This window comes from Microbacterium sp. BWR-S6Y, from assembly GCF_041379845.1.
Taxonomy (GTDB): domain Bacteria; phylum Actinomycetota; class Actinomycetes; order Actinomycetales; family Microbacteriaceae; genus Microbacterium; species Microbacterium hydrothermale.
In genome coordinates this window covers 62910-85284 of sequence record NZ_JBFECV010000005.1, presented here as the reverse complement: position 1 = coordinate 85284, position 22375 = coordinate 62910, and the positions used below count along the sequence as shown (strand labels likewise).

20 protein-coding genes and 1 pseudogene are annotated in these 22375 nt (G+C 71.6%); 7 read left to right on the top strand and 14 right to left on the bottom strand.

All coding sequences use genetic code 11. The annotated features are described in order from the left end of the window. Positions 1-108: 108 nt before the first annotated feature. Positions 109-1623, top strand: a complete 1515-nt coding sequence (locus AB1K56_RS12085) for a CoA-acylating methylmalonate-semialdehyde dehydrogenase (RefSeq protein WP_371205849.1) — start codon at positions 109-111, stop codon at positions 1621-1623. Positions 1624-1666: 43 nt separating this feature from the next. On the opposite strand, the gene AB1K56_RS12080 is transcribed toward AB1K56_RS12085, so the two are convergent. After that, a complete protein-coding gene (locus AB1K56_RS12080) occupies positions 1667-3172 on the bottom strand; it encodes a PucR family transcriptional regulator (RefSeq protein ID WP_371205848.1) in 1506 nt (501 codons plus the stop codon). 83 nt (positions 3173-3255) lie between these two features. Here AB1K56_RS12080 and AB1K56_RS12075 point away from each other — a divergent pair, with 83 nt between their 5' ends. Beyond that, on the top strand, positions 3256-4581 hold the full coding sequence (locus tag AB1K56_RS12075; protein WP_371205847.1) for an aspartate aminotransferase family protein: 1326 nt from the start codon (positions 3256-3258) through the stop codon (positions 4579-4581). A 94-nt stretch (positions 4582-4675) separates the two neighbouring features. Here the strand turns inward: AB1K56_RS12075 and AB1K56_RS12070 are convergent. The 5 genes and pseudogenes from AB1K56_RS12070 to AB1K56_RS12050 all read right to left on the bottom strand — a co-directional run. Continuing rightward, positions 4676-6040 (bottom strand): annotated as a pseudogene (locus tag AB1K56_RS12070) (DUF1524 domain-containing protein); the annotation flags it as partial. A 245-nt stretch (positions 6041-6285) separates the two neighbouring features. Continuing rightward, the gene (locus tag AB1K56_RS12065) at positions 6286-6705 is read right to left on the bottom strand and encodes a hypothetical protein (RefSeq protein ID WP_371205846.1); all 420 of its coding nucleotides are present in this window, start codon (positions 6703-6705) and stop codon (positions 6286-6288) included. A gap of 126 nt (positions 6706-6831) precedes the next feature. Further along, a complete protein-coding gene (locus AB1K56_RS12060) occupies positions 6832-7491 on the bottom strand; it encodes a methionine ABC transporter permease (RefSeq protein WP_371205845.1) in 660 nt (219 codons plus the stop codon). Continuing rightward, positions 7488-8513 carry a methionine ABC transporter ATP-binding protein gene (locus AB1K56_RS12055; protein WP_371205844.1) on the bottom strand — a complete coding sequence of 342 codons (1026 nt, stop codon included), beginning with the start codon at positions 8511-8513 and terminating at the stop codon, positions 7488-7490. The genes AB1K56_RS12060 and AB1K56_RS12055 overlap by 4 nt, the downstream gene beginning before the upstream one ends. Then, positions 8510-9412 (bottom strand): MetQ/NlpA family ABC transporter substrate-binding protein, encoded by a 903-nt coding sequence (locus AB1K56_RS12050; RefSeq protein WP_371205843.1) that lies wholly within the window; start codon positions 9410-9412, stop codon positions 8510-8512. Before AB1K56_RS12050 ends, AB1K56_RS12055 begins: the two co-directional genes overlap by 4 nt. 155 nt (positions 9413-9567) lie before the next feature. On the opposite strand from AB1K56_RS12050, the gene AB1K56_RS12045 reads away from it, so the two are divergent. Next, positions 9568-11010 (top strand): MFS transporter, encoded by a 1443-nt coding sequence (locus AB1K56_RS12045; RefSeq protein WP_371205842.1) that lies wholly within the window; start codon positions 9568-9570, stop codon positions 11008-11010. Here AB1K56_RS12045 and AB1K56_RS12040 read toward each other — a convergent pair. The 6 genes from AB1K56_RS12040 to AB1K56_RS12015 form a co-directional block, all read right to left on the bottom strand. Continuing rightward, positions 11007-11183: a hypothetical protein gene (locus tag AB1K56_RS12040; RefSeq protein WP_167494271.1), complete on the bottom strand. Its 177-nt coding sequence runs from the start codon at positions 11181-11183 to the stop codon at positions 11007-11009. The genes AB1K56_RS12045 and AB1K56_RS12040 overlap by 4 nt on opposite strands. Positions 11184-11218: 35 nt before the next feature. After that, positions 11219-12532, bottom strand: a complete 1314-nt coding sequence (locus tag AB1K56_RS12035) for a dihydrolipoamide acetyltransferase family protein (protein WP_371205841.1) — start codon at positions 12530-12532, stop codon at positions 11219-11221. A 114-nt stretch (positions 12533-12646) separates the two neighbouring features. After that, positions 12647-13624, bottom strand: coding sequence for an alpha-ketoacid dehydrogenase subunit beta (locus AB1K56_RS12030; protein WP_371205840.1), 978 nt, complete (start codon positions 13622-13624; stop codon positions 12647-12649). Continuing rightward, complete coding sequence (locus AB1K56_RS12025; protein ID WP_371205839.1) at positions 13621-14751, bottom strand: thiamine pyrophosphate-dependent enzyme; 1131 nt, start codon at positions 14749-14751, stop codon at positions 13621-13623. Before AB1K56_RS12025 ends, AB1K56_RS12030 begins: the two co-directional genes overlap by 4 nt. A gap of 92 nt (positions 14752-14843) precedes the next feature. Further along, positions 14844-16343 carry a family 43 glycosylhydrolase gene (locus tag AB1K56_RS12020; protein ID WP_371205838.1) on the bottom strand — a complete coding sequence of 500 codons (1500 nt, stop codon included), beginning with the start codon at positions 16341-16343 and terminating at the stop codon, positions 14844-14846. Further along, positions 16340-17425, bottom strand: a complete 1086-nt coding sequence (locus AB1K56_RS12015) for a histidinol-phosphate transaminase (protein ID WP_136588207.1) — start codon at positions 17423-17425, stop codon at positions 16340-16342. Before AB1K56_RS12015 ends, AB1K56_RS12020 begins: the two co-directional genes overlap by 4 nt. Before the next feature lie 99 nt (positions 17426-17524). On the opposite strand from AB1K56_RS12015, the gene AB1K56_RS12010 reads away from it, so the two are divergent. The 4 genes from AB1K56_RS12010 (at position 17525) to AB1K56_RS11995 (ending at position 21121) form a co-directional block, all read left to right on the top strand. After that, complete coding sequence (locus AB1K56_RS12010; protein WP_136588208.1) at positions 17525-17929, top strand: phage holin family protein; 405 nt, start codon at positions 17525-17527, stop codon at positions 17927-17929. Between the two features lie 58 nt (positions 17930-17987). Then, positions 17988-18494, top strand: a complete 507-nt coding sequence (locus AB1K56_RS12005) for a low molecular weight protein-tyrosine-phosphatase (protein WP_136588209.1) — start codon at positions 17988-17990, stop codon at positions 18492-18494. A gap of 27 nt (positions 18495-18521) precedes the next feature. Further along, positions 18522-19901, top strand: coding sequence for an adenylosuccinate lyase (gene purB / locus AB1K56_RS12000; RefSeq protein WP_371205837.1), 1380 nt, complete (start codon positions 18522-18524; stop codon positions 19899-19901). A 179-nt stretch (positions 19902-20080) separates the two neighbouring features. Beyond that, the gene (locus AB1K56_RS11995) at positions 20081-21121 is read left to right on the top strand and encodes a zinc-dependent alcohol dehydrogenase family protein (RefSeq protein ID WP_371205836.1); all 1041 of its coding nucleotides are present in this window, start codon (positions 20081-20083) and stop codon (positions 21119-21121) included. A 205-nt stretch (positions 21122-21326) separates the two neighbouring features. Here the strand turns inward: AB1K56_RS11995 and AB1K56_RS11990 are convergent, their stop codons facing one another. Next, complete coding sequence (locus AB1K56_RS11990; protein ID WP_371205835.1) at positions 21327-21692, bottom strand: amino acid transporter; 366 nt, start codon at positions 21690-21692, stop codon at positions 21327-21329. Then, positions 21689-22321, bottom strand: coding sequence for an acyl-CoA synthetase (locus AB1K56_RS11985; RefSeq protein WP_371205834.1), 633 nt, complete (start codon positions 22319-22321; stop codon positions 21689-21691). Before AB1K56_RS11985 ends, AB1K56_RS11990 begins: the two co-directional genes overlap by 4 nt. Between the last annotated feature and the right edge of the window lie 54 nt (positions 22322-22375).

Genomic DNA, 22375 nt, shown 5'->3' with positions numbered 1-22375 from the left:
GACTCTCCCAGCCACGGGCCGAGGCAACTGCCGATCTGTCCCGCACGCGCCGGTGATCTCGACGTTCTGTCAGCGGCGTCACCGCCGGGAGGGTCGTTTACTGGAGCCATGACCGACACCGACCTCCCCGTCATCGCGCACTGGTTCGACGGCGCCGCCGCCGCCTCGTCGAGCGGGCGCACCGCTCCCGTGTACAACCCCGCGACCGGTGCCGTGCAGGCGCACGTCGCCCTCGCCGACGACGCCGACGTCGAGGCGGCCGTCGCCTCCGCCGAGCGCGGGTTCGCGGAGTGGAGCGGGTACTCGATCGCGAAGCGCCAGGGCGTGCTGTTCGCGTTCCGCGAGCTGCTGAACGCCCGCAAGGGCGAGCTGGCCGCGATCATCACCGCCGAGCACGGCAAGGTGCTCTCCGACGCCATGGGCGAGATCCTCCGCGGCCAGGAGGTCGTCGAACTGGCGACCGGCTTCCCGCACCTGATCAAGGGCGCCTACAGCGAGAACGCCTCGACCGGGGTGGACGTGTACTCCCTCAAGCAGCCGCTCGGCGTGGTCGGCGTCATCAGCCCGTTCAACTTCCCGGCGATGGTGCCGATGTGGTTCTTCCCCGTCGCCCTGGCCGCGGGCAACGCCGTCATCGTCAAGCCCAGCGAGAAGGACCCCTCGGCATCCCTGTGGCTCGCGCAGCTGTGGAAGGAGGCCGGCCTCCCCGACGGCGCGTTCACCGTGCTGCAGGGCGACAAGGTCGCCGTCGACGGACTGCTCACCGCCCCCGCGGTGCAGTCGATCAGCTTCGTCGGCTCCACCCCCATCGCGCAGTACATCTACGAGACCGCGTCGAAGAACGGCAAGCGCGTGCAGGCCCTGGGAGGGGCGAAGAACCACATGCTCGTGCTCCCCGACGCCGACCTCGACCTCGTCGCCGACTCCGCCGTCAACGCCGGCTTCGGCGCCGCGGGCGAGCGCTGCATGGCCGTCAGCGTCGTGCTCGCCGTCGAGCCCGTCGCCGACGAGCTCGTCGCCAAGGTCTCCGAGCGCATCGCGAAGCTGCGCATCGGCAACGGAGCGGATGCCGCCGAGCCCGACATGGGTCCGCTCATCTCCGCCCCGCACCGCGACAAGGTCTCGTCCTACGTCGACATCGCCGAGGCCGACGGAGCGACCATCGTCGTCGACGGTCGCGGCTTCACGGTCGACGGGCACGAGGACGGCTTCTTCTTCGGGCCGACCCTGCTGGATGAGGTGCCCACCACCTCGCGCGCCTACACCGAGGAGATCTTCGGCCCCGTGCTCTCCGTCGTGCGCGTGAAGACCTACGAAGAAGGACTCGCCCTCATCAACAGCGGCGAATTCGGCAACGGCACGGCGATCTTCACCAACGACGGCGGCGCCGCCCGACGCTTCCAGAACGAGGTGCAGGTCGGCATGATCGGCATCAACGTGCCGATCCCCGTCCCGGTCGCGTACCACTCCTTCGGCGGCTGGAAGAAGAGCCTCTTCGGCGACGCCAAGGCGTACGGCGTGCACGGCTTCGACTTCTTCACCCGCGAGAAGGCCGTCACCAGCCGCTGGCTCGACCCCGCCACCCACGGCGGCATCAACCTCGGCTTCCCCCAGAACACCTGACTCTCCGCCCCTGACCCCGCCGTCCGCCCGCGCGGCGGCGGGGTCAGGGCTCGAGTTCGAGCGCGGCCCAGAGCTCGGCGCGCGCGGCGAAGGTCGACAGGTCGAGACCGAGCAGCTGCTCGAGATGGGCCAGGCGCGCCTTCAGGGTGTGCCGATGGATGCCGAGGGCCCGCGCCGCGGGATCCCCGGCGCCGTTCGCCTCGAGCCACACGCGCGCGGACTCGCGCAGGCGGCGCCGCTCGGCAGGCGGCAGCGCCTCGAGGGGCTGCAGCAGCGTGCGCGCGAGCACCTCGCCCCCGCGGTCGCGGAGCATCTCCACGAGACCGCGGCCGGCGAGTTCGGCGTAGGCGCGCACCGCGCCGGGGGGTGCCTCCCGTGCCGCGTGCCCCGCACGGTCGAGCGCCACCGCCACCGCCTCGCCCTCGTCGTGGCGCGCCGTCCCGACCGACAGCCCCCGCCTCTCAGCGAGCGCCGCGAGGGGACCCTCGGCCGTCTCGCTGAGCAGCACGACGACGTCGGCACCGCGTTCCGCCGAGAACATCCGGCGCGGGTCGCTCGAGACGAGGTCGAGCTCGTCGAGCAGGCCCGACGAGTCGGCCGCGTCGCGGATCACGCCGACGACGTACGGAGCCTCGGGAAGGCCGCCCAGAGCCGCGTCGGCCGTGCGGCGGGCGGTGTCGTCGCTGCCCGCGAGCAGCATCTCGAGCACGCCCGCGCGAACCGCCCGCACCGAGCTCTGCACGTTGCGCTGCTGTTCGAGGGCGATGCTCGCGAGGGCCACGACCGTGGCGACGAGATCTTTTCCCGCGGGATCGAGCGGCTGCGAACCGCCGACGGCGAGCACCCCCCGCAGCCGCGAGCTCTGGCCGATGGTCTGCAGGAGGGCGCCTCCGGCCGCGGGCACGACCAGGCTCGCGGCCGTGCGGCGCTCGAGCAGGCGCCGCACCTCGCGACCGACCTCGGCCTCGATGTCGTCGGGGGCGGCGCGCAGGCCGGGCAGCGACAGGCGCCCGCCGACCGCGTCGTAGAGGTCGACCCAGGCCCCCAGCAGCCGGGACAGCGTGTGCAGGATCTCGCGCAGCCCGTCGTCGCGCACGGCCGCCCGCGCCACTGCCCGCTGGGCGTCGAGCAGCCACGAGAAGCGCGCGGCGCGGTCGGTGGCGATGATGTCGGCGACGAAGCGGATGATCCCGATGAACGGGGCCCGCCGGGCGATCTCGACGACCGGGAGTCCGGTCTCCTCGCCCGCGCGCACGAGCGCCTCCGGGACGCGGTCATGGATGATCTCGGTCGCGAAGCCCAGCCCCGCCACCCCGTGCGCGCGCAACCGCCGGCAGTAGGCGACGGCGTCGGCGGCATCCGGATCCGCGGAGAACTGGGCGCCGTTGGTCAGCAGCAGCGTGCCGGGCTCGAGCCAGGGCGTGGGATCGAGCAGGTCGGAGCTGTGCACCCACGACAGCGGCCGCTCGAGCACCTCGTCGTCGAGGGCCGTGAGCACGCGCAGAGGGAACGAGCCCTCGTCGAGCAGGTGATGGAGCGTGGCGGGCATTCGGGCCAAACTGTCGATGGAGAGCCCAGATTAGCGACACATCGGCACTCCCCACCCGCGGGCGCGCGACGCACACTGGTGGCATGACCACCGCTGCCACGACCACCCGCAACGCCGAGATCCGCGAGCGCGACCACCGGAGCGTCTTCCACTCGTGGTCGGCGCAGCGCACGCTCGCCCCCCTCCCCCTCGCGGGCGGATCGGGCGTGGAGGTGTGGGACGCCGACGGCCGCCGCTACCTCGACTTCTCGAGCATGCTCGTCAACGTCAACATCGGCCACCAGCACCCCCGCGTCGTCGCGGCCATCCAGGAGCAGGCGGCGACCCTCACCACCGTCGCGCCCGCGCACGCGAACGAGATGCGTGCGCACGCCGCCGAGCTCGTGCTGAAGCGGGCGCCCGAGGGGTTCTCGAAGGTCTTCTTCACCAACGGCGGGGCGGATGCCAACGAGAACGCGATCCGCATGGCGCGCCTGGCCACGGGCCGCGACAAGATCGTGTCGCACTACCGCTCGTACCACGGCAACACGGGAGCGGCCATCGTCGCCACCGGCGACTGGCGCCGGATGCCGAACGAGTACTCGCGCGGACACGTCCACGTCTTCGGGCCGTACCTGTACCGCACCGAGTTCTGGGCCGAGACGCCCGAGGAGGAGACCGCGCGGGCCCTCCGTCACCTCGAGCGCACCGTGCAGGCGGAGGGGCCCGACACCATCGCGGCGTTCCTCTTCGAGACCATCCCCGGCACGGCCGGCATCCTGGTGCCCCCGCCCGGCTACCTGGCCGGCGTGCGGGAGATCGCCGATCGCTACGGCATCCTGCTCATCCTCGACGAGGTCATGGCGGGCTTCGCGCGGGCCGGGGAATGGTTCGCCTTCGACGCGTTCGACGTGCGTCCCGACCTCATCACCTTCGCCAAGGGCGTGAACTCCGGGTACGTGCCGGTCGGCGGGGTCGTGATCTCGGATGCCGTTGCCCGGGTGTTCGACGACCGCGTCTTCCCGGGCGGACTGACGTACTCGGGTCACCCGCTCGCGGCGGCCTCGATCGTCGCCGCGCAGGAGGCGATGGCCGAGGAGGGCGTGATCGAGAACGCGCGCCGCATCGGCACCGACGTGATCGGTCCGCGCCTGAAGCAGTTGGCCGAGGACTCGCCGCTCGTGGGCGAGGTGCGCGGGCGCGGCGTCTTCTGGGCGGTCGAGCTGGTCGCCGACCCGCAGACGCGCGAACCGCTCCCCGCCGCCCGCGTCGGGGCGATCAAGGCCGCGATGCTCGAGAAGGGCGTGCTCGGCTTCTTCGCCGACAACCGCGTGCACGTCGTTCCGCCCGCCGTGATCGGCGACGCCGACGCGCACCGCGGCCTCGACGTGCTGACCGAGGTGCTGGCGGCGGAGGCGGACCGGGGCTGACGCCGACGCCTCCGCGCGACGGCGACCAGCCCCGCGGGGGCCACTCGCAGGCGATACCGTCTCCGTCTCGATCGAGCTTGCGGCTGTAGCCGGGCTGACCGGCGTAGATCGGCGCGACTCCGGCGGCACGCGCCTCACTGCAGTTCGCGTAGTACACGTCGGGAGCCGGGGCGGGTGCCTCCACGACCGGGGCCGGCGCCTCCACGACCGGGGCTGGAGCGGGCTCCGCGGGCGCCGGAGCCGGCTCCACGACCACCGGCTCGGGCGCGACGACCGGCTCGGGCTCCACGACCGGAGCGGGAGCCGGTGCCGCGAAACTCGAGGTCGGCAGGGTCTGGTCGGGGCACGCCCCGAGCACGCGGGCCATGGCGTCGCGTTCCGCAGTGGTGACCCAGAGCCCGTAGGTCGCCTTCACCGCGATCTGCGTGGCGACGTAGGTGCAGCGGAAAGACTTCTGCGCCGGGAGCCACGTGGCGGCATCCCCGTCGCCCTTCTGCGCGTTGGCCGATCCGTCGACGGCGAGCAGGTTCAGGGGGTCGTTGGCGAAGCTGGCGCGCTGGTCGGCCGTGAGCTGCTGGGCGCCCTTCTGCCAGGCGTCCGAGAGCGCCACGACGTGGTCGATCTGCACGAGTTCGGAGGTCCCCTGGCCGCGGACGAAGGCGATGCTCGCGCCCGTGTACGGGTCGGCGAGCGTCCCGGCGGTCACGCGGCAGGTGCCCGCGCGCACGGCATCCGTCAGATCCCGACCGAGGATGTCATTGCGGGTGTCGCAGCCGTTGCGGTCGACATCGAGCCAGCGCTTGCCGAACTCGTCGCGGTCGTAGCCCGTCCGAGGTGCGCGCCCCTTCACCGCCAGGGTGTCGAGCACCGCGAGCGCGGTCTTGTCGGCGGTGGCCGAGGCGTCGGCGACGGTTGCCGCCTGCCCCGCGAACGCGGCGAGGGCGGCCTGGTCGTCGGCGAAGGGGGTGGCGGATGCCGTGGCTGCGGGCGTGCGGTCGGGTGACGCCGACGCGGAGGCGACGTGTACCGTCTGAGCGGCCGGGGTCGTCTTCGCGGGCGAGGTGACCGTGGTGATGCTTCCCGCGACGGCGAAAGCGACGACGGCGGCGACCGTCCAGATCGCCGCGCTCGAGCGCGAACGGAAGCGCAGCCAGGTCGGGGTGTTGCGCGCGAGCGCGACGATCCCGGTGATGAGCACCACGAGGGCGACCATCGCGACGAAGGGGGCGAGCAGCCAGAGGGCGACGAGCAGCACGAGTCCCGCCACGATCCAGCCCCAGGTCGGCACGCGGGAGGTCCAGCCGCGCGCCTCACGGCGGGTCGCCGGCGGCGGCGCGGTGGTCACGATGGGAGCGGGCGGCAGCGGCGCCACGTCGTTCGTCCACTGTCGGCCGTCCCACCAGCGGAGGCGACCGGGGACCTCGGTGTCGGGGTACCACCCCGGCGTCGCATTGGTCACGCGGCCACCGCCGCACTCATTCGCAGCTCTGCATTCCGGAATCGCATGGATTCCCCTTCCCCCCGGCGGACAACCTCGCGAGTCTATTCAGGGGAATGCAGGCCGCCCGACCGCGCCGACCGCACCGGGACGGATTGCGCACGCACGATGCGCCGGTGGGAAATGTCGAGACGGAATCGATACCGGGCGCGCGGCCGTATGCCCCGGCATCCGCTCATCGGACGGGGCGCCGATCGGACGCGAGGTCAGCTCCCGGCCGGTGCGCGGCGCCGGGTGCGCCACGCCCTCCACGCCCCCGTCGACCAGAGCGCCCAGATCACCAGGAGCGGCTGGAAGAGCAGGCGGATGCCGCGGGCGAGGTCGGTGTCGAGGCCGAAGGCGTCGGTGCCCCGGACGAACTGCTCGACGTTGCCCGGGAAGATCGCGACGAAGAAGGCCGCGACGATCCAGCCGACGGCGACGCGCCACCGGCGGAGGACGAGGAGGGCGAGGCCCAGCGCGATCTCGACGACCCCGGATGCCACCACCGTGACGTCGACCGGGAGCGGCAGCCACGACGGCACCTGCGCGACGAACGCCTCGCGCGCGAACGTGAGGTGCGCGGTGCCGGTGAACACGAGCGCCGCCCCGAGCAACCAGCGGGCGAGGGTGCGCGGAAGGCTCATGTTCCGAGGGTAGGCGGACTCTCGAGGGGAGGCGGGGCGCGCGGTCGCGCGGTGGGACGGCGCATGCGAGCGCGGGCGCGAGCGGGCAGGCGGGCGCGGGCGGGCGGCCTTGCCCGCGCCCGGGCGTCAGCGCCGCAGGATGCGCTGGGCGAGCGTGTTGCCGAGCAGCTGACCGGCCTGCACGATCACGACGATGATCGCGACCGTCACCCACGTCGCCTGCTGGTTGAACTGCTGGTAGCCGTAGATGATGGCGAAGTTGCCGAGCCCGCCGCCGCCGATGTACCCCGCCATCGCCGACATGTCGACGACCGCGATGAACATGAACGTGTAGCCGAGGATCAGCGGCGCGAGGGCCTCGGGGATGACGACCCCGAAGAGCACGCCTATGCGCCGCGCGCCCACGGCCCGGGCCGCCTCGACGGTGCCGGGGTCGACCGCGACGAGGTTCTGCTCGACGACGCGGGCGATCACGACGGTGGCCATGATCGTGATCGGCACGATCGCGGCATCCGTCCCCAGGGTGGTCCCCGTCACCGCGCGCGTGACCGGGGCCACGGCGGTGAGGAAGATGATGAACGGGATCGGCCGGATGAGGTTGATCACGAGGTTCGCGACGAAGAAGACGACGCGGTTCTCGAAGAGGTTACCTGGCCGCGTGGCGTACAGCACCGCGCCGATGATCAGCCCCGCGACTCCGGCGATGAGCAGCGAGACGGCGACCATGTAGACGGTCTCGCCGATCGACTGCAGCAGTACCGGGGTGAGGGTGTCCCACTTGTTCACGCGCGCACCTCCCCCGCCGGCAGCACGACGTCGGTGTGCGCGCGCAGCTCCGCGACGACCGGGGCGAGATCGTCGGCGTGCACGCGGTAGGTGAGGGTTCCGAGCTGCTTGCCGAGCACGTCCGTGACCCCGCCGTAGACGACGGAGTGCCGAGCGCCGTGGCGGTGGAAGACCGCCGAGACGTCTTCGCTCGAGAACTCGTTGATCTCGACGCTCACGAGCTCTCCCCCGCCGGCGGCGAGCGCCGACAGCGCCTCGCCCGAGGGCACCCCCTGCGTGACGGCGGCGACGAAGCGCTTCGTCAGCTCGGCGCGGGGGTGCGCGAAGACGCGGTACGTGTCGCCGCTGTCGACGACACGGCCGCCGTCCATCACGATGACCTGGTCGCACAGCTCGTGCACGATCGAGATCTGGTGCGTGATGACGACGATCGTGATGCCCAGGCGCCGATTGATTTCGCGCAGCAGGTCGAGCACTTCGGCCGTGGTCTGCGGGTCGAGGGCGCTGGTGGCCTCGTCGGCGAGCAGGATGCGGGGGTCGGTCGCGATCGCGCGGGCGATGCCGACCCGCTGCTTCTGGCCGCCCGACAGGCGCCGCGGATACTGCTTCGCCTTGTCCCCGATGCCGACGAAGTCGAGCAGTTCCGCGACCCGCTTGTCGCGGTCGGCTTTCTTCCAACCCGCCACCTTGAGCGGGTAGGCGACGTTGGCCGCGACCGTGCGCGAGGTGAAGAGGTTGAACTGCTGGAAGATCATGCCGACGCGGCGCCGCAGGTCGCGCAGCGTCGCCTCGGTGGCATCCCCCACGTCCACGCCGAGCACCTTCACGGTGCCCGACGTGGGCTGCTCGAGCCCGTTGAGCAGTCGCACGAGCGTGGACTTGCCCGCGCCCGAGTAGCCGATCACGCCCACGATCGACCCCTCCTCCACCGTCAGCGACACGTCGTCGACGGCGGTGGTGGAGGAGCGGCGATCGGTGCGGAAGCTCTTCGTGACGCCCCGCAGCTCGATGACGGAGGTCATCCGTTCTGGGCCTTGAGGGCGTCTTCCAGGCTCGCCAGCTCGTCCTGCAGCTGCGCGCCCGTCCACTCGGTCTTGAACTGCAGGTTGCCCTGGTTCAGCTCGGTGACCGCGGCTTCGACCTCGGGCGAGTGGTAGGCCTCGACGAGCTTCTCCCAGCGCGGGTCGTCCTTCTTGTCGTCGCGGGTGACGAAAGCGTTGATGTAGGGCGCGAGCTGGGGGTTGTTCAGGTCTTCCTTGAAGATGATGAGGTCGTCGCCGAGCCCGCCCTTCTGCGCCTGCGTGTTGTTGACGATCGCGGCCTGCGCGCTGCCGTCCTCGAGCGCGGTGACCGTCTGGTTGGTGTCGACCGGCAGCAGCTCGACCTTCGAGGTCTCGATGTCGGCGGGCGTCGAGAAGGCGTTGCCACCGTCCTTGAGGGTGAGCAGCCCCGCCGTCTGCAGGTTGAGCAGGCCGCGCGCGAGGTTCGTGGGGTTGTTCGGGATCGCGACCTTCGCCCCCTCGGGCAGGTCCTTCACGTCGGTGTACTGCTCCGAGTAGAGGGCGAGCGGGTACACCGCGGTGGCGCCGACCGGCACGAGCGAGCCGTTGTTCTCGACGTTGAACTGCGACAGGTAGATGAGGTGCTGGAAGAGGTTCACGTCGAGCTCGCCGTCCTGCACGCCCTGGTTGAGCTGAACGCCGTCGTTGATGGTGCGCACCTCCAGGTCGATGCCCTCGCTCGCGAGCTTCTGCTTCAGCACCGTCCAGTGCGCCTCGTTGCCGTCGTCGGCGCCCAGCACGATGCGCGAGGAGTCGTCGGAGGATGCCGCTCCCCCGGCGCAGCCGGTGAGGGCGAGCAGGAGGGCGGCGGTGGAGGCGCCGAGGATCGTGGCCAGGCGCGGGAGGCGGTGCGAAGTCATGGGACCACGTCAACATGCGCACGGCCGGGGCCCAAACCGTGCCGTTACGGGTGGTAACGGGTCGTCACCGGGCGTAACGGATTGGGCGGATGCCGAGATCTCGGCGAGGATCGCGCGGCCCGCCGCACCGCGGGGGGCGGATAGCCTGGACAGCGATGTCACGGGATGAGAACGCGCGGAAGAGATTGTCCCGGAACAGCCCCCAAGGTCTGGTCGTCGCCATCCTGGCCCTCGCGGGACTGTGCTCGTCGTTCATGTTCACCCTCGTGGTGCCGATCCAGTCGCAGTTGCCGCAGCTGCTGAACGCGTCGCGCGACGACACCGCGTGGGTCGTGACCTCGACACTGCTCGCCGCGGCCGTGATCACGCCGATCGCAGGTCGCCTCGGCGACATGTACGGCAAACGGCGCATCGTGCTCGTGCTGCTGGTCGTCATGATCGTCGGCTCGGTCATCGCGGCGCTGTCGGCCGGCATCATCGGCATGATCATCGGTCGCGCCCTGCAGGGCGCCATCGTGGGCGTCGTCCCGCTCGGCATCTCGATCATGCGCGACGTGCTGCACGAGAACCGCGTCGACAGCGCCATCGCGCTCATGAGCGCGACGCTCGGCGTCGGCGGCGCGCTCGGCCTGCCGATCAGCGCGCTCGTGGCCGAGAACACCGACTGGCACTGGCTGTTCTGGATCGCCGGCGGCCTCGGCGCGATCGTGTTCGCGCTGATCCTCTGGATCGTGCCGGTGAGCGTGCTGCGCACCGCCGGCCGCTTCGACTACCTCGGTGCCGTCGGTCTCGCCCTCGGTCTCATCGGCATCCTGCTGGCCGTGTCGCGCGGTAACACCTGGGGATGGACGTCGCCGCTGACGCTGTCGCTCGCGATCGGCGGTGTCGTCGTGCTGCTGCTGTGGGGATGGTTCGAGCTCCGCGTCGACAATCCCCTCCTCGACCTGCGGGTCGCCGCCCGCCGCCCCGTGCTGCTGACCAACCTGGCATCCGTCGCCATGGGCTTCGCCCTGTTCACCTCGAACGTCGCGTACCCGCAGATGCTCGAGCTACCGGTCGCGACGGGGGTGGGACTCGGGCTGTCGCTGCTGGCCGCGAGCCTGGTCGTCATGCCCTCGGGCCTGGTGATGATGGTGCTCTCACCCATCTCGGGCACGCTCGCGCGCACGATCGGACCCCGCGTACTGCTGATCGCGGGCGCGATCTCGCTCATCGTCGCCTACGGGTTCAGCCTGGTGTTCTCCAGCGAGGTCTGGCACTTCGTCGTGGCGAACATCCTCATCGGCTTCGGCATCGGGTTCGGCTACGCGGCCATGCCGATGCTGATCATGCGCGCCGTCCCGCCCAGCGAGACGGGCGCGTCGAACGGTCTCAACGCGCTCGCGCGCTCTCTCGGGACGAGCACCGCCGCGGCGATCGTCGGAGTCGTGCTCGCGACGCTGTCGACCGGCGACGCCGAGACGCGCGTGCCCACCGCGCAGGCGTTCCAGGTGTCGTTCCTGCTGGGCATCGGAGCGGCCGCGGTCGCGCTCGTCCTGGCGCTGCTGATCCCGACGCGGCCGTCCACCGCCGAGAAGCACCCCTCGCTGCCGGGCTAGTCCTCGATCGAGGGCCGCCGGCGGCGGCGCAACCACGCCGACAGCCGCGCGGTGTGACGGTCGGTGAACTCGTTCGACAGCTTGAGCGCCTCCGCGCCGATGTCGGCGCCGTCGTCGATCGCGCGGAGCGCGCGCAGGGCGCGTTGCTCCGGGCTGTCCGGTTCGGGGTCCATGCGGTCCACGGTACGCGCCCGTCAGCGGCGCAGCCTCAGTCCAGCAGCAGCGCCGGCTCCTCCAGAACGGATGCCACGTCGGCGATGAACCGCGAGATCCCGTCTCCGTCGACCACGCGGTGATCGAACGAACCCGACACCGTGGTCACCCAGCGCGGGCGCACCTCGCCGTCGACGACCCACGGCTTCTGCCGGATCGCGCCGAGGGCGATGATGCCGGCCTCGCCGGGGTTGATGATCGGGGTCCCGGCATCCACGCCGAAGACGCCGATGTTCGTGATCGTGAACGTGCCGCCGGTCTGGTCGGCGGGGCTGGTCTTGCCCTCGCGCGCGGTGAGGGTGAGGTGCTCGAGCGCCTTGGCGAGCTCGCGCGTCTTCATCGCCTGCGCGTCCTTGATGTTCGGAACGAGCAGGCCGCGCGGGGTCGCCGCGGCGATGCCGAGGTTGACGTAGTGGCGCACGCGGATCTGCGCGCCGTCCTCGGTGTCGACCCAGGCGGCGTTGATCATCGGCGTGCGGCGGAGCGCCCAGATCACGGCGCGCGCCATGATCAGCAGCGGCGAGATCTTCACGTCGGCGAAGTCGGGCGAGGCTTTGAGGCGCTTGACGAGCTCCATCGTGCGCGAGGCGTCGACGTCGACCCACACCGATACGTGCGGCGCCGAGTACGCGCTCGAGGTCATCGCGTTGGCGGTGGCCTTGCGCACGCCGCGGACGGGGATGGATTCCTCGCGAGCGTCGTCGAGCAGGGCGGTCGGGGCGGGCGCGGCGACCGGGATCGTCTCCTCGCGCACGGCGCCCCACTCGGGCGTCTCGATGTTGCGGAAGACGCTCGCCTGCTCGGCGTGCTTCACGACGTCGTCGCGGGTGACCTCGCCCGCGGGGCCGCTGGGCGTCACGGCCGACAGATCGACCCCGAGGTCGCGCGCGAGCTTGCGGATCGGGGGCTTGGCGACGACACCGACCGATGCCTTCACCGGACGCTCGGCGGGCTTCCGACGACGTGACGACACCGCACCTCCCGTGCCGTATCCCACGAGGACCGCGCCGCCGGGGTCGCTGGGCTCCGGAACGGTGACGGGCTCGGCCGGCGCCGGGGCGGCGGCATCCGCTGCCCCGATCGTGATGATCGGCGCTCCGACCTCGACCGTGGAGCCCTCGGATGCCAGCAGCTCGCCGACCGTGCCGGAGTACGGCGACGGCAGCTCGACGAGCGACTTGGCCGTCTCGATCTCGACGATCACGTCGTTGACGGCGACGGTGTCACCCGGGGCGACGCGCCACTGCACGATCTCGGCCTCGGTGAGGCCCTCTCCGACGTCGGGGAGGACGAAGGTCTGCTCGGTCACGGTGGTGTCCTTTGCTCGCGAGACGTCATTCCGCTGACGAAACGGTGACGGGCTGTCGCCATTTCGTCAGCGAGATGCAGTCTCGCGGTTCATGGCGGGGAGAGGAAGAGCGGGTCAGTACGCCAGAGACCGGTCGACGGCCTCGAGGATGCGGTCGGCGTCGGGCAGGTAGGTGCCCTCGAGCTTCGCGGGCGGGAAGGGCACGTCGAACCCCGACACCCGCAGCACGGGCGCCTCGAGAGCGAAGAACGCCTTCTCCATCACGGTCGCGGCGATCTCGGAGCCGAGCGAGGTGAAGCCCGGCGCCTCCTGCGCGTAGACCATGCGGCCGGTGCGGCGCACCGAGTCCAGCAGCGGACCGTAGTCGACCGGCGACAGCGAGCGCAGGTCGATGACCTCGCAGCTCGTCCCCTCGCTCTCGGCCAGGGCCGCGGCCTGCAGCAGCGTCGTGACCATCGCGCCGTGGCCGACGAGGGTCACGTCGGTACCGCGACGCACGATGCGGCTCGCGTGCAGCGGGAGGGCGGGAGCCTCGAGATCGACCTCGCCCTTCTGCCAGTACTTCGCCTTGGGCTCGAGGAAGACGACCGGGTCGGGCGAGTCGATCGCCTGCTGGATCATCCAATAGGCGTCGTTCGCGTTCGAGGGGCTGACCACGCGCAGACCCGCGGTGTGCGTGAAGTACGCCTCGGGGCTCTCCTGGTGGTGCTCGACCGCGCCGATGTGTCCGCCGTAGGGGATGCGGATGACGACGGGCATGCGCACCGCGCCCTCGTGGCGGTTCGTGATCTTCGCCAGCTGCGAGGTGATCTGGTCGAAGGCGGGGAAGACGAAGCCGTCGAACTGGATCTCGAGCACCGGGCGGAAGCCGCCCATCGCGAGACCGATCGCGGTGCCGACGATCCCCGACTCGGCCAGGGGCGAGTCGATGACGCGGCGCGGGCCGAAGTCCTTCTGCAGCCCCTCGGTCACGCGGAAGACGCCGCCGAGCGGGCCGATGTCCTCGCCCATGAGCAGGACGCGGTCGTTCGTGTCGAGCGCGCGGCGCAGGCCCGCGTTGAGGGCGCGGCTGATCGGAAGGTTCTCGGTCACTGCGCTCCCCCTTCCATCGAGGCCTCGTAGTCGTCGAGCCAGCGCTGCTCCTCGGCGATCAGCGCGTGCGCCTCGGAGTACACGCTCTCGAACATGTGCGAACGCGGGATCGAGCCGAGCTCGTTGGTGCGCACGCGCACGTCGTCGGCGAGCGCGCGGCCCTCGGCATCCGCGTCGTCGAAGAACTGCTGCGAGGCGCCGCGTCCCTCGAGGTACGCGCGCATGCGGGCGATCGGGTCGCGACCGGCCCACGCCTTCTCTTCGTCGGACGTGCGGTACTTCGTGGGGTCGTCGCTGGTGGTGTGCGCGCCCATGCGGTAGGTCATCGCCTCGATCGCGCGGGGGCCGGAGCCTGCGCGCGCCTCGTCGAGGGCGGTCTTCGACACGGCGTAGCTGGCGAGCACGTCGTTGCCGTCGACCTGGAGGCTCGGGATGCCGTAGCCCTCACCGCGCTTGTACAGCGGCGAGCGCGACTGCGTCGCGACGGGCACCGAGATCGCCCACTGATTGTTCTGCAGGAAGAACACCTCGGGGGTCTGGAAGCTCGCGGCGAACACCATCGCCTCGTGCACGTCGCCCTGGCTCGAGGCGCCGTCGCCGTAGTAGACGATGACGGCCTCGTCGCGCTCGGGGTCGCCGCTGCCGCTCTTGCCGTCGAACACCAGGCCCATCGCGAGGCCCGTGGCGTGCAGCGTCTGCGCGCCGAGCACGAGCGTGTAGATGTGCGTGTTGCCGTTCTTCGGGTCGGTCGGGTCCCACCCGCCGTGGGTGAGTCCGCGCATGAGCCGGATGATGTCGAGCGGGTCGACGCCGCGGATGCGGGTGACCACGTGCTCGCGGTACGAGGGGAAGATGTGGTCCTGCGAGCGCGCGGCGCGGGCGGATCCGACCTGCGCGGCCTCCTGCCCGAAGGACGGCGGCCAAAGGGCCAGCTGCCCCTGGCGCTGCAGGTTGGTGGCCTGCACGTCGAACGCGCGGATCGAGACCATGTCGCGGTAGAAGGTCTCGAGCTCGGCGTCGGTGAGGGCGTCGATGAGCGGCAGGTAGCGCTCGGCGGCGGGCGTGGGGGCCAGCGTGCCGTCGGCTGCCAGAACGCGCACGAGAGCGGGGTCGTCGAGCGGGGTCATGCACCCACGCTAACGCGCGGCCCATGCGTGAGACCGCATGAGGTGCACAACGGATGCCGCGAACCGGGGTCGGAATGCGACAAAACGCCCTCCTAGGTGACGGGGATGTATCGCACCGCGATGATCCGCGCCGGGTCGTCGCCCAGAGCGTGAAGTCCGAGGGTGCGTCCCGTGAAACCTCCCGCGACCTCCGTGGAGAGGTAGCGACCGTCCCACTGCGCGAGTCGGCGTTCACCCGCGGCGTCGATCACGCCGAAGCGGAGGTCGTCTGGACCGTCGGTGGTGGCATCCACCGCCTCGACGACCAGCGTCACGATCTCACCGTCGGCGCGGCCCGCGTCGTCGCGGGTGCGGAGCGGGCCGATCCGCGCGGCGACCGACAGGGCTCCGGCCTCGAGCCGCACCTCGTACCAGTGCCGCTCGTCGAGGCGCACCCGCAGAGCGACCGCGCCCGCGGTGGCGTCGACGCGCGCCTCGTACCTCCACCGCGGGTCGCGCGTACGCACCGACAGGGCCGCGGGCGCTCGGTCGGCGGCATCCGTCCGTCGCAGCCGCATACCCGCTCCCGGGGCGGTCTCGGCGAACGCGGAGGGCGCGGGGCCGGGCGAGATCCAGCGCGGATGCAGCGGTCCGGCGAAATCGTCGTCGAACGCGGTGTCGGTCGAGGTCGGCAGCACCTCGGCGGTGTCGACCACGGGCCACCCGTCCACCCAGTCGACGCGGGCGAGGAAGGTCTCGCGGCCGTTGACGTGGAACGACGGGCTGAACCCGCGCGGGCGCACGCCGAGGTAGACCATCGCCCACGATCCGTCGGCGTTCTCGACCAGGTCGGCGTGGCCGGTGTTCTGCACGGGCGAGGACGTGCTGCGTCGACTGAGGATCGGATTGGCCGGGCCCGCCTCGAACGGCCCCTCGATCGCGCGCGACCGGGCGATCGAGACGGCGTGCCCGCGCTCGGTGCCGCCCTCGGCGATGAGCAGGTACCACCAGCCGTCGCGGCGGTAGAGGTGCGGGCCCTCGGGGTGGGCGAGCCCCGTCCCTTCCCACACGGCGCGCGGGGGCTCGAGCACCTCGGCGCGCGCGAGGTCGACGCGCGCCTGCGCGATGACCGGCAGCGCCCCGCCGTCGGGGCGGAGCGCCGGGTCGAGGCCGCAGTACGTCAGCACGCACGTGCCGTCGTCGTCCCAGGCGAGGTCGGGGTCGATCCCGCCGAGGCCCGTCAGCACGATCGGGTCGGACCACGGACCCGCGGGGTCGGTGGCGGTGACGACGAACTGCTCGCCGGGGGCGTCGACGTTCGTCGTCACGAGCCAGAAGACGCCGTCGCGGTGGCGCAGGGTCGGGGCGTAGATCCCCCGGCTCGGACCCGACGCCCCGGCCGCGAACTGGCTCTCCCGCTCCAGGGCGTTGCCGAGCTGCGTCCACGTGCGCAGGTCGCGGCTGTGCCAGATCGGGATGCCGGGGGCGTACTCGAACGACGAATTCGCGAGGTAGTAGTCGTCGCCGACCCGGCACACCGAGGGGTCGGGGAAGAATCCCGGGATGACCGGGGTCGTGGCGGCGTCTCGTCGGCCGCCACGCTCTACGCTCACGCCCGCGCGGTCGGGGAGGTGGCCGCCGCGACCTCGACGACGCGGTCGAGCGACTCCTCTTCGCCGATGGACACGCGGATGCCGTCACCCGGGAACGGACGCACGATGAGACCCGCCTCTTCGAACGCCGCCGCGACCTCGGCCGTGCGCTCGCCCGCCGCGAACCAGACGAAGTTGCCCTGGGCGTCGGGGACGTCCCAGCCCGTCTCGCGCAGGCGCTCGACGAGACGGTCGCGGCGCTCGGCGATCACGGCGACGCGGTGCAGCAGCTCGCTCTCGGCGTCGAGGCTCGCCAGCGCCGCGGCCTCGCCGGCGGCCGTGACCGACAGCGGGATCGCGGTGCTGCGTGCGGCGTCGAGCACGCCGGTATGACCGATCGCGTACCCGACGCGCAGACCCGCGAGGCCGTAGGCCTTCGAGAAGGTGCGGAGCACCACCACGTTCGGACGCGCGAGCACGGCGCGCACGCGGCCGCCCTCGACCGAGGCGGTGTCGGTGACGAACTCGGCGTAGGCCTCGTCGAGCACGATGAGCACGTCGCGCGGCACGCGGTCGACGAAGGAGACGAAATCGTCGTACCCCACCGTCGGGCCGGTGGGATTGTTGGGGCTGCACACGATGATCAGGCGCGTGCGCTCGGTGACGGCATCCGCCATCGCCGGGAGGTCGTGACGGAAATCGGCGGTCAGAGGCACCTGCACGCTGGTCGCCCCGGCCACGGCCACCAACGACGGGTAGGCCTCGAAGGAGCGCCACGCGTAGACGACCTCGTCGCCGGGACCCGAGGTGGCCAGCAGCAGCTGGGCGAGGATCGAGACGCTGCCGGCGGCCACGTGCACCTCGTCGGCGGAGACGCCGTAGCGCGCGGCCAGACGCTCGCGCAGGCGCGCGGCGGTGGCATCCGGGTAGCGGTTGAAGGCACCGGCGGCGCGGACCGCGTCGAGCACGCCCGGGAGGGGTTCGAAGGGGTTCTCGTTGCTCGACAGCTTGAACGCGTCGGGGCTCGCCTGCTTGCCCTGCCGATACGCGGGCAGCGCGGCGATCTCGGGACGGATACGGGGCAGGACCGGGTCTTCGCTCACCCCGCGAGCCTAACCGCGAGACCCGCCCGCGCGTCAGGGCCGATTCCTCCCCAGGGGACAATGCCTGCCGCACGGCGACGGCGCGTGCCACGATGAGGCATGCGCTTCGTCGTCCGCGTCGCCGTCAACGCCTTCGCCATCTGGATCGTCACCCTGCTGCCCGCGCTGCAGGTGCGGCTGATCCCCTTCGCCCCGGGCGAATGGCTGCAGGTCGCCCTGACCCTGCTGCTGGTCGGGCTGATCTTCGCGCTGGTCAACACGATCGTCGGCACGGTCGTGAAGGTCGTCGCGATCCCGCTGTACATCCTCACCCTCGGGCTGATCTCGCTGATCATCAACGGTTTCCTGCTGTGGCTGACCGCGATCATCACCGAGAACTGGGACTGGGGCCTGCGCACGGGCGAGTTCTGGCTGACGGTCGTCGCGGCGCTGCTCATCGGCATCATCAACGCCGTGCTCGGCGGCATCCTGCGCCCCCGACGCGACGACCGCGCTCGACGGTGACGGCCGCAGCGCGCAGCCGACTGATGCGCGCGGCGCTCTTCCCCGCCATGATGGAGGGATGACCGCGAGTGCCGACGCGCCCTTCCGCGTCGTGTTCGTCTGCAGCGGCAACATCTGCCGGTCGCCGATGGCCGATGTGGTCTTCCGGCGCATCGCCGAGACGTCCGGCCTGGGGGCCCACGTCGCCTCGAGTTCGGCCGGGACGGGCGACTGGCACGTCGGCGAGCGCGCCGACCATCGCACCCTCGCCGCGCTCGACCGCCTCGGGTACGACGGATCCGCGCATCGCGCGCGGCAGTTCCAGTTCGCCGACTTCGACCGCAACGATCTCGTCGTCGCTCTCGACCGCAGCCACGAGCGCGTGCTGCGCGGATGGGCGCGCACCGACGACGACGCCGACAAGATCGCCCTGCTGCAGTCGTTCCTGCCCGATGCCGAGACCCTCGACGTGCCCGACCCCTACTACGCGGGCCCGCCGATGTTCGACGAGGTGCTCGGTATGATCGAACGCGCCAGCCGCGCCCTGTTCCGGCAGCTCGAGCCCGCCATCCGTTCCGCGGGCTGACCTTTTCGCGCGACCCCCGGGAGACCCGTGTCCGCTCTGCCTCCGCAGCCCCTCAGCCCCCTCGACGGTCGGTACTTCGGCGTCGTGTCCGAACTCGGCGACTACCTGTCGGAGGCGGGCCTGAACCGCGCCCGCGTCGAGGTCGAGGTCGAGTGGCTGCTCGCCCTCACCGACCGCTCGCTGTTCGGCACCTCGCCGGTCTCCGACGCCGACCGCGCGAAGCTCCGCGCGCTCTACGAGGAGTTCGGCGCCGACGAGATCGCGTGGCTGAAGGAGAAAGAGGCGGTCACGCGTCACGACGTGAAGGCCGTCGAATACCTCGTGCGCGACCGCCTCGACACCCTCGGGCTCACGGGGCTCGCCGAGCTCACGCACTTCGCCTGCACGAGCGAGGACATCAACTCCACCGCCTACGCCCTCACCGTGCAGCGCGCGGTCGAGCGCGTGTGGCTGCCGAAGCTGCGCGCGGTCACGGCCGCCCTCGCCGAGCTCGCCGTGCAGCACCGCGACGCCGCGATGCTCTCGCGAACGCACGGCCAGCCCGCCACGCCCACGACGATGGGCAAGGAGATCGGCGTCTTCGCGTGGCGCCTGGAGCGCGTCATCCGTCAGCTGGATGCCGGGGAGTACCTCGCGAAGTTCTCCGGCGCGACCGGCACCTGGTCGGCGCACGTCGCCGCCGAGCCCGACGTCGACTGGCCGTCGCTGACGCGGGAGTTCATCGAGTCGCTGGGCCTGGGCTTCAACCCGGTCACCACGCAGATCGAGTCGCACGACTGGCAGGTCGAGCTCTACGACCGCGCGCGTCACGCCGGCGGCATCCTGCACAACCTCGCCACCGATGTCTGGACCTACATCTCGCTCGGCTACTTCACGCAGATCCCCGTCGCCGGGGCCACCGGCTCGTCGACCATGCCGCACAAGATCAACCCCATCCGGTTCGAGAACGCCGAGGCGAACCTCGAGATCGCCGGCGGTTTGTTCGGCACCCTGGCATCCACCCTCGTCACGAGCCGCCTGCAGCGCGACCTGACCGACTCGACGACGCAGCGCAACATCGGCGTCGCCTTCGGTCACTCCCTGCTCGCTCTCGACAACCTGCAGCGGGGCCTGACCGAGATCTCGCTCGCCGAGGACGTGCTGCTCGCCGACCTCGACGTGAACTGGGAAGTGCTCGCCGAAGCGATCCAGACCGTCGTGCGCGCCGAGATCGCCGCCGGGCGCTCGCAGATCACCGACCCGTACGCCCTGCTGAAGGACCTCACGCGCGGACGCCGCGTCGGCGGACCCGAGCTGGCGGAGTTCGTGCGCGGCCTCGACATCGGGGATGCCGCCAAGGAGCGCCTGCTCGCCCTGACGCCCGCCGCCTACGCGGGGCTGGCGTCGCGGGTGGTCGACGCGCTGTAGTCGGCTGGGCGCGGGCGGCTGCCGGGCCGCCCCGCGGGATCGAGTGTCCGATACACCCGGATGATGTCCCGCGGCATCCGGGTTCTCTGGATGTTCGACAGGGAGAAGCGGACGCGCGCGGTCGGGCGCGTGCGCGGCCCGGGCATGAACGCGACCGTGCGCGCGGGAGAATGGATGCCATGCGCGCGATGATTATGGACGCCCTGGCCGAGCCCCTCGAGGTGCGCGAGGTCGTCCCGCCGTCGGCGCCGGCCGGGGGCGTGGTGGTCGAGGTGCACGCGACCGGCCTGTGCAAGAGCGACTGGCACGCCTGGGTCGGTCACGACGACGTCGTACTCCCCCATGTTCCGGGTCACGAGCTGGCCGGGATCATCGTCGAGGTCGGCGAGGGCGTGCAGCGGTGGAGCGTCGGCGACCGCGTGACCGTGCCGTTCGTCATGGGGTGTGGCGCGTGCGAGTGGTGCCTCGGCGGAAACGCGCAGGTGTGCCCTGACCAGCAGCAGCCGGGCTTCACCCAGTGGGGCAGCTTCGCCGAGCGCGTGGTGCTGCGCGCGGCCGACACGAACGTCGTCCGCATTCCCGACGGCGTTTCGTTCGAGGCGGCGGCGGCTCTCGGATGCCGCTTCGCCACCGCATACCGCGCCCTCACCGGGCGCGCGCGGGTGCAGGCGGGCGAGTGGATCACCGTGGTCGGCGCGGGCGGAGTGGGGCTGAGCGCCGTGATGATCGGCGTCGCCCTCGGCGCCCGCGTGATCGTGGTGGATCGCACTCCCGTCGCCCTCGACGCCGCCCGTCGCCTCGGCGCGGAGCACACCCTGATCGCCGGGGAGAGCGACATCGCCGCGGCGGTACACGAGATCACCGGCGGGGGGAGCCACGTGTCGGTCGACGCCGTCGGCAGCGCCCAGACCGCGCGCGACGCCGTGCTGAGCCTGCGCCGACGCGGTCGGCACGTGCAGATCGGCCTCCTCCCCACCGACGACGGCATGACCGCCATGCCGATGGCCCGTGTGATCGCGTGGGAACTCGACCTGCTCGGCAGCCACGGCATGGCCGCCGTCGACTACCCCGAGATGCTCTCGCTCATCGACAGCGGAGCCCTGCGCCCCCAGGAGCTCATCGAGCGCGTGATCGGTCTCGCCGAGGCCGCGACGCTGCTCCCCCGGATGGATGCCGCCTCCCCGGCCGGCATGACGATGATCGACCCGCGCCGCCCCTGACCGCGCGCTCGCGCCCTGGCACCGGCATCCTCGTCCCACTTATGGCCGGTCAACGCGGCCCAGACCCACCACAGGGACATGCACCGCCACAAGTGGGACGAGGGTGGCATAGCGAGCGGTCGAGGCGCGTCGAAAGCCCCTCGGAAAGCGAACCGACGCCGCAGCGGCTGCGGGCGCAGGGAGGTCTGACGCGACGAGCGAAGGGTCAGGCGCGAGGAGCGGACGGGCCGTCGTCGGAGCGCGGAGCCTCGGGCGTCGATGCGGGGCCGGAGGGGGTGGCATCCGGTGCATCCTTCGGGAGGAGCAGCGGACGGTCGACCGTGGTCGTGACCTTGGTGGGGTCGACGACGAGCAGCAGCAGAGCGAGCGAGACGAGCGTGATGATGAAGGTCGCTCCGGCGGCCACGAGGGCGACGATCAGCGCGCGCTGGATCTCATCGGCGGGACGCGTCTGGAAGAACCCCATCGACATGAGCGTCACGAAGCCGGCGAACACGGCGGCGATGAACGCCAACCCGAGCAGCTGGACGGGCTTCATGAGGTCTTTGCGGGTGGTGGGCTTGTCGGTCATGACGCGGCCTCCTCGGAGGATACGGCCGGAACGGGCTCGGTGCGGCGCGGCGAGAAGCCCGCGATCGCGAGGAACACGGCGACGACCGCCGCGTATCCGCCGAAGAGGCCCACGGCGATGGTGATCCCGGTGAGGGTGAAGGACCCCGCGCCGGTGATGCTGTAGTCGAGCGCGTACTGCATCGGAGTGAGCAGCAGCACGGCCCCCAGGACGATCCCCAGGATGCCGATGAGCACGCCGTCGCGCGCGCCCGCCGTGCGGCCCGCCTTGCGGTCGCGGATCGCACCGACGAGCTCGATGACGCCCGAGACGACGCCCCACGTGACGACCACGGCGAAGAACATGCCGGTGGTGCGCCACGCGCCCACGCTCGCGACCAGGCCGGCGAGGAACGACACCGCAGCGAGGAGTATCGGGACGGAGCGTCGGCCGGCCGGGAAGACGAGCCATGCCGCCAGGGCGAGCGCGAGACCGGTCGCCAGAACGAAGCCGCTGAAGACACTCAGGCCCAGAACGGCGGAGTGATCGGACGAGAACGTGATCATCGCGGCCGCGAAGGCGGCGAAGAGGGCGCGCGCGAGCTGCAGATGGCGCAACTCGAAGGCGCGTTCAGCAGGAGGAGTGGTCACGAAGGGTTCCCGACGGGCGAAAGACGATGGCATCAGTCTATTCCTCGGGGGCTG